The sequence below is a fragment of the Bacillus sp. JJ1503 genome (assembly GCF_036965125.1).
Lineage (GTDB): Bacteria > Bacillota > Bacilli > Bacillales > Cytobacillaceae > Cytobacillus.
Genome location: NZ_JBALOZ010000344.1, coordinates 1 through 14618 on the forward strand (window position 1 = coordinate 1; position 14618 = coordinate 14618).

The following is a 14618-nucleotide window of genomic DNA, read 5'->3' on the forward strand; positions in this document are numbered from 1 at the left end:
TAAATAACAAAACCATTTTTACCAATTGCAACAACACAGTCAGATAACTGGTCTAGTATTTTTTCAAATAAAGATATATTGTATAAAAAGTAATCAGACGTACTAATGATTTATCCCTCCACAGGATTAGTTTAAAGCCTTGTGTTAAAGTGATATTGTAAAAAAATTCGAATATGCATTTTTCTTAGCTGCAGTAATCCAACCGTCACTGTCATTACAATGAAACCAAGCGTGATACTTTGACTGTTCGATGTTTTTTTTATTTCCCATAAAAAATTACCCTTTATGGGTACACTGATAGTTATGAGAAACCCCTGCGCTCGCCAAAGTTTAGGGGTTTTTCTATGTTGTTATTTTATCAGACTTCGGCAGTAAGTGACAGAATTGTTTAAATTGCAAGTTTCATTGACTCGATATGTACTGTACGGTCTTAACAGCACACAAAGGTGTAGCGTTAGGAAAATGCGGATTATTAAGGGAATTTTAATGAGGACTTGTTGCATCATATGTCTCCTTAAGGCTGGGAGCATTTTAATTTACTGGGGGAATATCATTCTAATTCGGAGAAAAAGCTCTCGTTAGAGTCTTTAAGACCATTAAGAGTTCTTAACGTGTTAAAATCGGTGTAATCGTCTTGAAAATATGCTTAACGTTGTAAATTCACATTTTCCTAGGGTTTGGCCTTCTGTGAGGGCAGACTATGCCGTATTTCCTCATAATTCTTTGAATCTTTTTTCGACTAAATATCAGGTTTATTTTCATTCTCCAAAATCATTTTTATGGACCGCGACCCTCTTATAACCACGACGACTTTAAAATAACCTCTTTGGCTTCTAAGTCCAATTGTTCTCTTGCTACGCGGCTATTGGATGCCTTTAGGTGGCTATAATATCCAGAACGAGAGACCCCTAGAAGGTCACAAAAATACCTTGTCATTCGCTTAAATTGATTTTGTTCAATGGTCTCATAAATCAACTGATACACTCTACTAGGATCTAGATTTTCGCTTGCGTTTAGCAGCCTCCTTTCTGTCACTTCTAGCTTTTTTAATAGCTCTACTTGTCCCTCCGGTAGCTTAATTCTTACTTACTGCCTTTCAATTACTTCGGCTGGTGTAAGGTTCCGTTTTAATGGTCTACCAGAACTTGTTTTCCTCGAATCGTTCAAACCAATTAACCCGCTCTTCTCGTACACCTTCTTCCACCTGTGAGCTGACTGTTCAATCAGCTTCAACCCAATAACATCGATATCAAAGCCGTTCTCTATAAAAATTTGACGTGGAAGTTTGCCTGCCAGATATTCATCCATAAATTTATTTTTAAAAGAATCCGAATATGTTATGGATTTTCATTCTTTGTGGTGAAGCGCTGATTTTTGCGCTTCATGGATGGTTATAGGGGCTTCAGCATAAGAATCCAAATTTAAAAATCGGTTCCTAAACGTTGTAAGGAACCGATTTTTCTATGTTCTAATTTACTTAACGTTGTAAATCCGCATTTATCTTAACTTAACCACTAAATATGCGTTAAGTAATCACGTTGAAAAACTGTCATTAGAATAATTTTTTAATATAGGAAATTAACAATGATACTGTTTTTATTATTCAACATTATATTAATATCTGGATAATCTATAAAAAACATTGCTTACAATTTCAATCTAGTACTTTTTGTTCCTTCATTTAGCTTTTCAATTAAATTTAATCTAGCTTTAACTTGTTCCTCTAGAGAAGCTGCTAAAGAAGCAGAAATAGAATTTACAAGAGCTAAAGCAGAGACGTTAGAATTGTGGAAGTTGACACTCTCATACTTACTCAACAAATATGTCTCAGCGTATTGTATCAACGGAGAGACCATACTATCAGTAATTACAACTACTTTAATTCCTTGTTTCTGCGCAAGTTCAGTAAATTCCACCGTTTCTAGATGATACCTAGGGAAGCTTATGCTAATTAATACATCACGTTCACTCATACGCAGTAAATATTCCATATGCATACGCTCTATTGTATTAACAAGCGTTACATTACCTAAAATAGGCTCTAAGACAGCGTGCATATAAGATGCAATTGAATAAGAGCTGCGGTGCCCGATTATATAAATATTTCTAGAATCCCGCAGTAATTTAACTACTGACTCCATCATATTCTGACTGTTCAACTGCATTGTTTCCTGTAAACTTGATAAATCTTTTTGAAAGGATTTTACAAATACATCATTTTTTTCTTGGCTAATCCCTGATGTTAGACGAAAAGCAGGACTTAATTTATGCTGTAGATTTTCTCTCAACTTTTTTTGTAGATCCGGATATCCTTGAAACCCCAGTTCAGTAGCAAATCTAGTAAGAGAAGATGGACTTACTCCTATTTGCGAGGCTAATCGATCAATTGTTAAGAAGGAAGTTGCATCTTCATTTTTCAAAAAATAATCAGCAATTTTGCGTTGAGTATCTGTCAAATTATTATATTGTTCCTTAATCAAATCTGGTAAAGATATGGCTTTCTCCATCAAATTAAGCTCCCATCATTTTTTTCCCTACATGATTGTGATTTATATAGTATAGCATACCTCTGGAAACCATATTTCCATCTAATCAACAACTCATGCCCATAAAGATTTTCTAATAAAATAAATCCATTATGTCACTTGAAGATTTCAAGCTCTGATATCTGCAACGCTTACATATTACGACCAATAAAAACAATTTTTAAAGAAAATCTATAATAATTATTTTAGCAGGCAATCACTTTTTTACTAATCTAATTACTTTTTATTTTAAGAGTTATTTAAAAATTGAGTTTACAAAAATAATTAAAGCTGATATTATCGTTTTTAAGTTAAGAAAAAATTTTTTCAGGAGGTGTTTGTTTTGAAAATAAATTTTGAATCTAGTTTACTGAGAGGGGATATTCGAAAATGAGTGTAGGTAATCGAGTATTTTTAAAAAGAGAATTGCCAGATCTTAACCTTGTAGAACAATTTAAATCTATTCAAGCTGCAAACGTTGCTGACTGTATGGAGCGATTAAGTGCTCTCAGCTCAGAAATTAAATTAATGTCCAAGCCTAAAGAAAAAGTTATGGCTGGTGTAGCACTTACTGTAAAAGCACGTCCTGGTGATAATCTTTTACTACATAAAGCATTAAATATAGCTGGTGAAGGTGATATAATCATCGTTTCGAACGAGGGAGATCGCACTCAGGCACTTTTAGGGGAAATTATGGCAACCTACGCAGCACATACAAAAAAAATTGCAGGCTTAGTTTTAGATGGCCCGATTCGTGATATTGATGTAATTTCACAAATGGATTTACCCATTTATGCAACAGGCACTACTCCGGGAGGCCCCTTTAAAGAAGGTCCAGGTGAGGTCAATGTCCCGATTGCTTGTGGAGGCATCCATGTCAGCCCTGGTGATATTATACTTGGCGACGCTGACGGTGTGGTTGTCATCCCAAGAAATGATGCTGCTACTATCTTAGAAGCTGCAAAGGTTCTATCTGCTAATGACCAAAAGAAAGTGCAAGCTGCAACTGATGGAACAGCAAAAAGAGGATGGGTAGACGAAAAGTTAAAGCAAAAAAACTGTGGAATTATTGATGATGTTTATAATTGATAATTAAAAAGCAAGCGGTTTATTTCCTAATATATTTAATGATTTAGTGTTTTTGAAAGGAGACTCATATGAAAAAATATATTTTTGATAAAAAATATCTCCCGCACCGAATGTTAGCCGGTTTCATTTTAGGTATTGTGTTCGGAGCTATATTTACTGACATATCATTAACAATAAAACCACTTGGTACTTTATTTATGGACTTAATCAAAATGCTAATTGTACCAGTTATTTTCTTCAGTGTAACAAGTGGTATTGCTGCAATCGGTGATGTTCACAAATTAAAACGAGTAGGGTCAAAGGTTGTTTTAGTTTATACAGTAATGACGATTTTTGCAGCTATCTTAGGTATTATTGTTGCAGCTATCATCCGGCCGGGTAAAGGATTCACTATGGAAGGTGCTTCAAATTTTGACGCATCTAACGTTACAACGCCAGACTTCCTTGCATTCTTCTTTGAAATGGTTCCTACCAACATAGTAGAAGCTATGTCTACAGGTAATGTAATGCAGATAATCTTCTTCTCATTTATTTTCGGTATTGCTTTAGTTTTACTTGGGGAAAAAGCTAATTTAGTTACAAAATTTGTGGATCAGAGTGCTAACGTAATTTATCGTATGCTTGATATTGTTATGATTTACGCTCCAATTGGTGTATTCGCTTTAATGGCAAATACTGTCGCTGAATACGGTTCACAATTATTCGGTGCAATGTTTAAATTCATTGCAGCTGTATGGATTGGTGACCTTTTTATATGGATTATTTTAAGTGTATTTGCAGCCTTATATTCAGGCGTAAAATACTCTTATTTATGCAAATCAATGCTCCCAATTTGGGCAAACACTATGGCAACAACTTCAAGTGCTGGTACAATTCCAATAACAATGGATGTTACAACTAAAAAGCTAGGAATTCCACACTCAATAGCATCTTTTTCGATTCCATTAGGTGCGACAATCAACCTTACAGGAGCAGCTTTATGGAAAACTGTACTTGCAGTATTCGTTGCTGATATGTACAGCATCAGCTTTACACCAGCACAATTCGTATTAATCGTTCTTATTTCTACGATTATGTCAATTGCTGCACCAGGTATTCCAGGAGGAGGTATCGTAACAGGTGCGATCTTCTTAAACCTATTAGGTCTTCCATTAGAACTTATGGGATTAATTGTAGGTATGTACCGATTACTGGATATGGCTAATACAACAGTAAACGTCTCTGGTGACGTACTTGGTACAATGATTGTTGCTAAAAACGAAAAATTATGGAATCCAAAGAAAATAGATTTCGATAAGGAGGCTCAATATGAAGCTAGCAAATAGAATGAGCAGGTTCTCCGGTTCACCTACATCTGCTTTAATTACAAAAGTAGCGGAATTAAGGAAAGAAGGCCGAGATATTATTTCATTAAACGTTGGAGAACCAGATTATCAAACGCCTGATAATATTAAAACTGCTGGAATTAAAGCTATTGTTGATGGTTTTACAAAGTATACGCCAGGCCCAGGCATTGTTGAACTTAGGCAGGAAATTTCTAAAAAATTATTAGAAGATAATGGTCTTGAGTATAATCTAAATGAGATTTGTGTAACAGTAGGTGCAAAGCAGGCTATTTTTAACGCAATTATGGCTACATGCGATGAAGGGGATGAAGTTATCATCCCAGTTCCTTGCTGGGTAAGCTATGTTGATATGGTTAAAATCGCAAATGCAAAACCAATACTTGTTCCTGTTCAAGAAGAAAACGGATATGTTCTTGATATTGAAGCAATTAAAGCAGCCGTTACACCAAATACAAGGGCGATTATTATTTGTACTCCTAATAACCCTACTGGTGCTGTTTACAGTAAGGAAAGCTTAGAACAATTAGTCAATATTGCATGCGAAAACGACTTTTGGGTTATCACTGATGAAATCTATGAAAAGTTAATTTACGATGATAACAAGCATGTAAGCTGTGCCTCTGTCTCTAAAAAGGCATGGGAACATACAATTACAGTGAACGGCTTTTCAAAGGCTTATTCCATGACAGGCTGGAGGGTAGGTTATGCTGCTGGACCAAAGCAGGTAATTGATGCTATGAAGTCTTTACAAAGCCAAATGACATCCGCAACTAGCGGTATTTCTCAGAAAGCTGCTACAGTTGCACTAACTGGATCACAGCATGATATTGAAGTAATGGTTGAGGCGTTTAAAAAGCGCAGAGAATATGTTGTAAATAGACTAAACAGCATCAAGGGCTTATCATGCTCAACACCTGCTGGTGCATTCTATATTATGGTAGACGTTAGCTATTATTTAGGAAAAAAATATAATGAATATGAAATTAAAACAGCAATGGATTTAGCCAACTATATATTAGATACTGTTAACGTTGCTGTAGTACCAGGGGAAGCATTCTTTACAAGCGGTAAAATACGAATTTCATATTCAAACTCTATGGAAAATCTGGATAAAGCATTGTCTAGAGTTGAAGAAACTATAAGCAAGCTTCATAATTAACTTTATAAACCGTTCAGTATGAATATTAATTTATAAAAGAGATCCCGCCAAACATAAACTGGAACCCTTTGTCTAGGACACTATAAAAAAAGGGATTAAGCTGCATCTAGAAGATGATTCCTATATTGAATGAGGGCACTGAAAAAGTCCATTTATTAATTAGGCAGTATAAAGTTTGTTATTTAAGAACTTTATACTGCCTTTTTACTTTATAATTTAAGGTTATGTATGTAGGTGATTTTTCAAAAAGATTTCAAACCAAGAATCATTTAGTCTTAGTCCAATTATGGCAATTTACGATATAGTTGTTCCAAAGGATAATATGCTTGGTCAAATTAATGAACTTATTGACTTCTCTTTCATTTTAGAAGAACTGAAAAATAAATACTGTCTTAATAATGGTCGTAATGCAGTATCGCCTATTCGGATGTTTAAATACTTATTATTAAAATCAATATTTGATTTATCCGATGTAGATGTAGTAGAACGTTCGAAATACGATATGTCATTTAAATATTTTTTAGATTTGGCACCAGAAGATCCTGTTATTAATCCTAGTTCATTTACGAAATTTCGTAAGGAAAGATAAGATGAAGAATCGATTCTTAGCTTAATTTTTGAGGAGTAAGAAGAACACTTTTTTAAGGAGTAACACCATTTATGTTATACTTCCCCTAAAAAGATAGGGGAGCGGGAAAAGATGAAATGCCATAAGTGCGGAGGATAACCAAAATTACCCTTTAGAACACTATAATTCCATTCCGCAAATGGGTTTTAAAACAAACTATTACGAAATTTGGAGAAAACAAGAGAAATCGTGAGATTTTCCTTTCTATATAGAGGGAGTATAGTTGAAGAGTGTTGTTTAACTTGTGTTCAACAATCGGGCCATTTAATGGAATAAGACATCCTAACAAAGCTTTACCTACTAATTGACCTTTCAATCAGAAAACACACATAAATTTGTAATTAACCAAATTTATGTGTGTTTTTACTTCAATAATTGTTAGTTTGTGTTGCTTTTATGTCAAAAGCAAGACAAATTAAACAAAATGGTTATGCACTATAATTCATTAAATTTTTATTTAAAAGGGCACATATAAATGAATTTTTATATCTCCCTGGGATTAAAATTGATGGTATAAACCTAAAATTAACACTTTTGTTTGATTAATTTTTCCAAGGTGAATGTAATATACATTCACAGAAATTTTTTTGTTTATAGTTCGGTTCAAAGAATTTAACGACATCAGATTTAATATTACCAAAAGTAGTTTCTGGTTTGTGCTTAAAACCTTCATAAAATGCTGGAATAATATCTTGTTTGAAATTATTACGTGGGAATGCCTTTACAATTTCTTCTCTCAAGTCAGCTGGAAATTGTTCAAAACCTCTCCCTATAACATCTAACTCAACACCTGAGTTCAGTAATGAGACTTCAGATTCTTTATGTTCTGCTATACCAACTGTTGTATGCAATGCTATTGCATCCCATACAAGACGAATCGTCTCATCTGGAACTTGATAATGTTGCAAAAAGCTTCTTGCAGCATTTGCACCATCTACTTCAAATCGTAAATCTGGACTGCTATACTCTTTTGTTAACCCTAAATCATGAAATAATGCACTGATATACAGTAACTCTAAGTCATATTTCTTATTTGCCTTTTTTCCCGCAATGGCACCAAATAGAAATACACGATTTGAATGATTCCATAATAAATCATTTCCGTGCTCTCTCAAAATATCTCTTGCATCCTTTGCTAATATAGAATCCGGAATTTTAATACCTGCTACTTCATTAAGCATAATCTAAAACACCTTTCTTATTTAAAAGTCCTTTGTACAAAAGGCTTTCTTTATTGTAAAAGAGTATTTATCATTTATCTATTTAATTATTTCTATNNNNTCTCTATTTCATTTATTAACAACTCAATAAAACCACGTGTTGCATAATTTATAAAACTGTTCTTTTTCATTGTAAGCGAAACTTCTCCATTTAAAGATGGCTTTTCAATTCGTTGAAAATATAAATCACCTGTCTCATAAAAGTCGTATAGTGTACGTGAAACAACACTACAACCAGTCCCACTTCGAACTAGCTTTAATATAGATTCAATACTAGATGTCTCTACAATAGGTACTAATGGTTTACCAACCTGCTCGCTAGTCTTATCAAGTATTTTTCTACATTGATGCATTTTGGGAAATAAGATAAGTGGTCTATCTAATACAGTAGTGAAGGAAATACTGTTGTCACTACCTTTACTATTACTTATCAGATAAAACTCTTCATCATATAATTTAATAACTTGCAACAAATCGAGTTGTTTAAAGTGAAAACCAATACCAAAATCAGCTTGATTTTCTAAAACAGCTTTCTCTACTTGGTCAGTACTTTGAACTGAGACTTTAATATTTGGATATAAATGATTAAATTTTATACACAAAGTAGATATTAAATCCGTTATTTCTCCTGGTAACACAGCAATTTTTAATTCACCTATTTTTACTTTAGTAAATGCTTCAATCTGTGAGGATATATTTTGTAAGGAAATTTGAATTTTTACAGCTTCTTTTTGTACAATTTCTCCAACCTTAGTAAGTTCAACTTTCTTACCAATACGATTGAAAAGAGGAAACCCTATTTCTTGTTCAAGAACCTTGATTTGATGACTTAGAGTTGGTTGTGTAATTCCTAATTTTTCTGCTGCTTTTGTAAAATGTAGTTCGTTGCTCACCATTAAAAAGTATTCTAAATGCCGTAATTCAATATATACCATTCCTTTCAAGGGAGGTAATTCTTCTCCTGATAGAATTACAAATGTTGTTTGATTTATTCTGCTCATTATTTGGTACTATTTCTGTCGTTCCAGCCTACAAATCAAATTATTTTGTTTCAGCAGCTCGTTCAATTGTTTTTGGAAGTAGATCATCTAAGCCTACTCTAGTAAGGAATTTTGTTCGAACACGATCAGCAACTACTGAGGCCTCTTCTGATCCATCATCTGATGGATCAATGTGTACTCGATATGGTCGTTCACCTTTTGGTAGAGATACAATACGTACAATTTCATCAGATACCATAGATACATCAGCGTGCTCGGGGGAAATAGCAGCGAGCTTTTCACTTATTTGATCTATTAAACCTTTGTACTTAGCATCATATTCCTCTTGTACATGTTTGTCTTGTGGCTGACCAGCGTTAAGGAAATGATTCGTTCCACTTGTAAATGAACCTGGTACCACGATTGAAGTTTCTATTCCAAAACGGGCCAGTTCAGCCGCATAAGATACTGCTAATGAGTCCATACCTGCCTTTGCAGCAAAATAAGGCGCTAAGTAAGGTGGTGTTCCACCTTTTACACTTGAGCTAGACACCCAAATTATCAAGCCTTGTCCACGTTTCCGCATGTTAGGAAGCACAGAGCGATTAACACGTTGAGTCGATAACACATTTATATTGTACATTTCCGCTAGTTGCTCAGGCGTAAACGCCTCTGCTGGACCAACAACCATATGTCCGGCATTATGAATCAAGACATCAATATGATTATGTTCTGCTAAAATTTCTCTCACTGCAGAATCAATAGAATCCTGTGAATTCACATCCATTTCAATCGCTTTAATATTTACCATATGTTCGGACGCATAATCGTTAACCGCTTTTACTTGAGGAGCATTACGCCCATCTGTTTCCCGCATACCCGCATAGACAATATGTCCAGCTCTTGAAAGTGTTCGAGCGGTTAGAGCACCAAATCCACTTGAAGCTCCTGTTATAACTATGACTTTTTTTTCTTCACTACTCATTATCCATCCCTCCTAATTTAAATTATGCAAGTCCGCCATTTGAAAATATAACCTGTCCATTTATCCAGCGTCCTGAAGTTGCTAAATATGTTACTGTGTCGGCAATGTCTTCAGGTGTACCTAGACGTTCAAGTGGTGCTGCTTTAGAAAGTTTATCGATTGTTTGTTCATCTTTTCCATCTAAAAATAATGGTGTTGCAGTTGGACCTGGAGCCACTGCATTAACGGTGATATCTTTACCACGCAATTCGCGAGCCAATATCATTGTCATTGATTCAACGGCAGCTTTACTTGCAACGTAAGCACCATATGTTGGAAATTGCGTGCGAGTAACAGAAGTAGAAAAATTGATAATTGCACCACCTTTGCGAACACGTCGCGCCGCTTGTTGGGATATTACAAAAGTGCCTCGAATATTTGTGCGGTGCATTTTATCTAAATCAGCTAAGTCCATCTCTGCGATAGGGCTGAGTAACATGATACCTGCTGTATTGATTACGACATCAATACCCCCAAATTTTTCTTCAACTATATCGAAAGCTTCTTGCATAACTTTTTCATCTGCAACATCTCCACCTATACTAATTGCTTTTCCACCTTGCTGTACAATCTCATACACAATAGTATCTGCTCTAAGCTTATTGCCAGAATAATGCACAGCAACAGCAAATCCATTATCGGCTAATTTTTTTACTATTGCGTGTCCGATACCGCCAGAACCACCTGTAACAAGTGCAACTCGCAAATCATGTGTTTCAGTAGATGTTTTTTTCATGATATTTCTCCTTTGTTATTTAATAGTTAAGTTACAAAATATTAATATTGTAACTTAACGATAGGGTTATTATACACCTCTAAGTTACAAAGTCAACATTTTGTAACTTAGGAGTATATCCTGTATAATGAAACTTAGAATAAACAAGGAGGGTTCATATTGGCAATACTTACAAAAGAGAAGATATTTTCTGTCACAGAAGAAATAATACTGAAAAAAGGAGTGCAAAAAACCACTCTTTCTGATATTGCAAAAGAACTTGGAGTCACTCATGCCGCATTTTATAAACATTACAAAAATAAAGAGGACCTATTGCAGCAACTTGCACTAAGGTGGTTAAAAATGACTTCTAAGGAATTATTAGAATGGGAACCTCCCAAAGATATAAGTTCAGCTGTTGCACTTCACGACTGGCTCTGGCTTCTGGCTACTACAAAGAAAAAACTTTATCATGAAAACAAACGTATGTTTCGATTATATACGGATTATTTAGAGGGTACTCAAATCCTCGTTAAAGATCACTTAAAACAATTAGCGCAAAAAGCAGAATCCATTAGTGGATTAAAAAAATCTGGCCCTGCTATTATTACAGCATTTGTATATTTCCATAATCCATACTTTGCAGACCGTTGGGATAATGAGCTTTATAAAGAGAGTTTTGAAGACGTATGGAAACTAATTGCTAACAAACTGCCTTAAGTTAATGGAAGTCCTTTGAAGAAGAAAAATAAATCGTGATGAGGTCATGAATACCCGCTTTTCGCTTTTATTCAAAGCATATAATCGAGATAAAGAAATTCCTAAATTATTATGAAGGTCCGTATGACCGCTACTAAAAAATTAAAACTATATAGTTCGATAGGATATAGCATTTATGATGAGGAAGTAATACATAAACCAAATAGTAGTAATATAAAAGTTGTTTCTATGATGAAGCAACTTTAGTTGTTGAGGTAACGGATGCGTTTCTGGAACAAATGGAAATGCCTTTTCTTTTTATGGTAACTGGGCAGAATAATTTGAACAATGTATGATAAAGTAGACTAAAAAAACTGGGGGGTAATTTGATGATAATCGGTCAAATCAAGGAGATTGTTCGTCATCCTGTGAAATCTTTTTATGGAGAGAGCGTACAGAAAACAAGAATAATGGAATATGGCTTGTACGGAGACCGTAGCCATGCTTTTTTAGATGAAACAAGACCAGGAAAATTTTTAACAATAACACAGTTTCCAGAAATGGTTCGATATAAAGCGAGATTCGTAGGTAAAGAGTTGGTGAATGAATACCCTAGAGTCGAAATATTGACACCTGAAGGTAAGACTTTTGAATGGGGGGATAAAGAATTAACGAATGAAATTGAACACAAATCGAAACGGAAAATTTCTCTTGTTACATATCCCCCTACTTACGTACCTTTAGGAGCAATTGAAGAAGAACACATTCAACTTGTTACTGACGCTTCATTAAATAGATTGAAAGAAATATGGGGAAAATCAGAGATTGATTATAGACGTTTTCGACCTAATTTACTTATATCATTAAATGAAAAAATCCCCTTTATAGAAGATCAATGGTTTGGCAAACGAGTCAGGATAGGGAATAAAGTTGAAATAGAATTAAAAAGGCATTGTGAAAGATGTATGATTATTACCGTTAATCCTGAAAATGCAGAAAAAGATGCGACTTTGTTAAAAACAGTTGTAAAAGAAAGAAGCAATTATTTCGGCGTATATGCTTCTGTTATAAAAACGGGCGAAATTCATGTGGGTGATGATGTCCTTCTTCTTGAATGAAGTTTTGATTGACAAAGAATAAAAGAAATAAAAAATATTTAATTAATTGACGTTGCCTATTTAAAGATTGTGAAAAAATGTACTACAAGTAACTGGTAGTTTTAGCACAAAACAAAGGAATAATTTTTGCAGCATTTTCTCATTTTCCACTATTCATCAATCGGCGCTTTTCTGTAAAAAGGAACAGCGCTTATTTTCATTATAGAGCCAAATTGTTGAATAGGAGTTACCGATTTAACCATTTTATTAAGAGTTTTTTTGGTTTAAAATTAATCGCGGCGAACCGTACCATAAGTAAATGAGGTTTTAAAATCCCACAATTACTGGTTAGAAATAGTTAGCCATGCTCTACACTAGGGGTTAAATTTTAATTTACTAGACAATTGGGGTTTTTTTATATGAATAAGTTCAAAATATGCAAGGTAAATAACTAAATCTTGTATATTTTCGAAGAGTATACCGATGAAGATTCTATTTGTGAATAAACGGATACTTGCTAGACCGGAGTTGATGGTAGATGAGGACCTGTATTAGTGTCAATTGTTTCAATAATTAATGAGTAGTTGCACTTAAATTATGGGGATACAATAAGCATGGTCAAAACACGTTCCTTTATCTTTACGTAAAGTGCTTAATCATAATTACTCACATACTGACCTGCTTATTAATTTGTAAATGGAAAAGAAATAAATAAGATTGGACATAACAATTATATTTCATAATTTAGGTGCGCCTGCATATAGAGTGATAATTACTCATTATGTCTAAATTTTCCAGTACTGCAACATGGAGGCAATACAAAAACAGAAAACACTTCACCTTTAAAAGGAGAGAGGATTTATCTATTACTGATGAGTTCTCACTCTTTTTTCTATTAATGTATGTCATAAATGAACAACAAATCTATTTCAATTCTGAGAAAAAATTTTTTTGTTGCACGAATGAACGAAAATGAATCGTATTTAAAGTGAAGGAGGTTGAGTATGAAAACGTTCGCCGGCTTACGTGTTCATGAGATTGTTCAAATTTATAGCGACACCTTAATACGAATTGCTGTGCAGCAGACAAAAAATATGTCTGAGGCGGAGGATATTGTTCAAGAGGTCTACATGACACTGATGAGACAGAAAAAGCCCTTCGATAATGAAGCACATTTAAAGGCATGGCTCATCAAAGTGACTTTTAATAAATGCAAGGATTACTTTAAGTCTTCTCGCGTCAAGAGGACGGTACCTATAACAGAAGAGATGACGTTTGTCGCAAAAGAGGAACAGATTGTTCTCCCTGAGATTTTTGAGCTTGATCACAAAGAGAGGGCCATTGTTTATTTACATTATTACGAGGGCTATACGACTGCAGAAATTGCCAAGCTATTAGAGATGAAAGTAAACACGGTAGGCTCAAAGCTGAGAAGGGTACGAATGAAGTTAAAAAGTATTTTAGAAGAAGGGAGTTAAGTGTGATGAATGCTTATAAGAAAGTGATGAAGCAGATTCATGCTTCCGAAGAATTTAAGAGCAAAATGCAAAAAGAGATGATGGAATATGAACAAAAAGAAAAGAGGGTTATTATGAAAAATATAAAATTAATGGTTGGAAGTTTAGTAGCTTGTGCTGTGATTGCTATAGTTGCTTTAACAAATACAAACAACGATGCAGCGTTAGATTTGACGGAAAGAATTGTGGTTGATAATTCAGGTCCTGCTGCAAGTGTAATGCTTAATATCGAAGGAACCATAACAGAAGTTGGAGATGACGGACTGAGCTTTACGTTGGATAACGGAATGGAAGTTGTGATTACAGATGAAACAAAATTGGGGATAGATGGTCCAACAGCACCGCCTAAGGAAGAACAGTTATTTGAGCCTACATTTAGAGTGGGTAATCTAATAGGCGGTTTTACGGAGGATACATCCGCAGATCCAGTTACTGCAGCAGCAATTTATACTAACTGGAACTTTGAGAATCCTATTCGATAAGGTTCTGTTAAATTTAAAATTTTCGAGTAGTGCTTTGGATGACCGCAACTAATTAAATGATACGATTCTATGAACTAAGGAAAAACCTCTCTTAATTCCCTTTAATTAAGGAATTTCACGAGAGGTTTGTTTTATGT

13 protein-coding genes and 1 pseudogene are annotated in these 14618 nt (G+C 34.4%); 8 read left to right on the forward strand and 6 right to left on the reverse strand.

The window, feature by feature from the left end; all coding sequences use genetic code 11:
- Positions 1-1086: 1086 nt before the first annotated feature.
- Positions 1087-1308: a helix-turn-helix domain-containing protein gene (locus V7149_RS22135; RefSeq protein WP_335347751.1), complete on the reverse strand. Its 222-nt coding sequence runs from the start codon at positions 1306-1308 to the stop codon at positions 1087-1089.
- Between the two features lie 338 nt (positions 1309-1646).
- Complete coding sequence (locus tag V7149_RS22140; protein WP_335347752.1) at positions 1647-2507, reverse strand: MurR/RpiR family transcriptional regulator; 861 nt, start codon at positions 2505-2507, stop codon at positions 1647-1649.
- Positions 2508-2915: 408 nt separating this feature from the next.
- Between V7149_RS22140 and V7149_RS22145 the strand changes: the two genes are divergently transcribed.
- The 4 genes and pseudogenes from V7149_RS22145 to V7149_RS22160 all read left to right on the forward strand — a co-directional run.
- Entirely contained in the window at positions 2916-3614 is a 699-nt protein-coding gene (locus tag V7149_RS22145; protein ID WP_335347753.1) for an RraA family protein, read from the forward strand.
- Positions 3615-3682: 68 nt separating this feature from the next.
- Positions 3683-4939, forward strand: a complete 1257-nt coding sequence (locus V7149_RS22150) for a dicarboxylate/amino acid:cation symporter (protein WP_335347754.1) — start codon at positions 3683-3685, stop codon at positions 4937-4939.
- Entirely contained in the window at positions 4923-6119 is a 1197-nt protein-coding gene (locus V7149_RS22155; protein ID WP_335347755.1) for a pyridoxal phosphate-dependent aminotransferase, read from the forward strand. Before V7149_RS22150 ends, V7149_RS22155 begins: the two co-directional genes overlap by 17 nt.
- 286 nt (positions 6120-6405) lie before the next feature.
- A pseudogene (locus V7149_RS22160) lies at positions 6406-6705 on the forward strand (transposase); the annotation flags it as partial.
- Positions 6706-7289: 584 nt separating this feature from the next.
- Here the strand turns inward: V7149_RS22160 and V7149_RS22165 are convergent.
- The 4 genes from V7149_RS22165 to V7149_RS22180 all read right to left on the reverse strand — a co-directional run bounded on the left by V7149_RS22165 (position 7290) and on the right by V7149_RS22180 (position 10707).
- Positions 7290-7928, reverse strand: a complete 639-nt coding sequence (locus V7149_RS22165) for an HD domain-containing protein (protein ID WP_335347756.1) — start codon at positions 7926-7928, stop codon at positions 7290-7292.
- A gap of 92 nt (positions 7929-8020) precedes the next feature.
- Positions 8021-8968 carry a LysR family transcriptional regulator gene (locus V7149_RS22170; protein ID WP_335347757.1) on the reverse strand — a complete coding sequence of 316 codons (948 nt, stop codon included), beginning with the start codon at positions 8966-8968 and terminating at the stop codon, positions 8021-8023.
- Positions 8969-9008: 40 nt separating this feature from the next.
- Positions 9009-9932, reverse strand: coding sequence for an SDR family oxidoreductase (locus V7149_RS22175; RefSeq protein ID WP_335347758.1), 924 nt, complete (start codon positions 9930-9932; stop codon positions 9009-9011).
- Between the two features lie 22 nt (positions 9933-9954).
- Positions 9955-10707 carry an SDR family oxidoreductase gene (locus V7149_RS22180; RefSeq protein ID WP_335347759.1) on the reverse strand — a complete coding sequence of 251 codons (753 nt, stop codon included), beginning with the start codon at positions 10705-10707 and terminating at the stop codon, positions 9955-9957.
- A gap of 159 nt (positions 10708-10866) precedes the next feature.
- On the opposite strand from V7149_RS22180, the gene V7149_RS22185 reads away from it, so the two are divergent.
- From V7149_RS22185 to V7149_RS22200, 4 genes are all read left to right on the forward strand, one after another.
- On the forward strand, positions 10867-11406 hold the full coding sequence (locus V7149_RS22185) for a TetR/AcrR family transcriptional regulator (protein WP_335347760.1): 540 nt from the start codon (positions 10867-10869) through the stop codon (positions 11404-11406).
- Positions 11407-11774: 368 nt separating this feature from the next.
- Positions 11775-12503, forward strand: coding sequence for an MOSC domain-containing protein (locus V7149_RS22190; RefSeq protein ID WP_335347761.1), 729 nt, complete (start codon positions 11775-11777; stop codon positions 12501-12503).
- 983 nt (positions 12504-13486) lie between these two features.
- A complete protein-coding gene (locus V7149_RS22195; protein ID WP_335347762.1) occupies positions 13487-13960 on the forward strand; it encodes an RNA polymerase sigma factor in 474 nt (157 codons plus the stop codon).
- 5 nt (positions 13961-13965) lie between these two features.
- Positions 13966-14481 (forward strand): hypothetical protein, encoded by a 516-nt coding sequence (locus tag V7149_RS22200; protein WP_335347763.1) that lies wholly within the window; start codon positions 13966-13968, stop codon positions 14479-14481.
- The last annotated feature ends 137 nt before the right edge of the window (positions 14482-14618 follow it).

What these genes read in the sequence shown, in the direction of transcription:
- V7149_RS22200 (WP_335347763.1), top strand. Translation starts at nt 13,966, where the DNA reads ATGAATGCTTATAAGAAAGTGATGAAGCAGATTCATGCTTCCGAAGAA.
- V7149_RS22165 (WP_335347756.1), bottom strand. Translation starts at nt 7,928, where the DNA reads ATGCTTAATGAAGTAGCAGGTATTAAAATTCCGGATTCTATATTAGCA.
- V7149_RS22145 (WP_335347753.1), top strand. Translation starts at nt 2,916, where the DNA reads ATGAGTGTAGGTAATCGAGTATTTTTAAAAAGAGAATTGCCAGATCTT.
- V7149_RS22140 (WP_335347752.1), bottom strand. Translation starts at nt 2,507, where the DNA reads ATGGAGAAAGCCATATCTTTACCAGATTTGATTAAGGAACAATATAAT.
- V7149_RS22190 (WP_335347761.1), top strand. Translation starts at nt 11,775, where the DNA reads ATGATAATCGGTCAAATCAAGGAGATTGTTCGTCATCCTGTGAAATCT.
- V7149_RS22175 (WP_335347758.1), bottom strand. Translation starts at nt 9,932, where the DNA reads ATGAGTAGTGAAGAAAAAAAAGTCATAGTTATAACAGGAGCTTCAAGT.
- V7149_RS22135 (WP_335347751.1), bottom strand. Translation starts at nt 1,308, where the DNA reads ATGGATGAATATCTGGCAGGCAAACTTCCACGTCAAATTTTTATAGAG.
- V7149_RS22150 (WP_335347754.1), top strand. Translation starts at nt 3,683, where the DNA reads ATGAAAAAATATATTTTTGATAAAAAATATCTCCCGCACCGAATGTTA.
- V7149_RS22195 (WP_335347762.1), top strand. Translation starts at nt 13,487, where the DNA reads ATGAAAACGTTCGCCGGCTTACGTGTTCATGAGATTGTTCAAATTTAT.
- V7149_RS22180 (WP_335347759.1), bottom strand. Translation starts at nt 10,707, where the DNA reads ATGAAAAAAACATCTACTGAAACACATGATTTGCGAGTTGCACTTGTT.
- V7149_RS22155 (WP_335347755.1), top strand. Translation starts at nt 4,923, where the DNA reads ATGAAGCTAGCAAATAGAATGAGCAGGTTCTCCGGTTCACCTACATCT.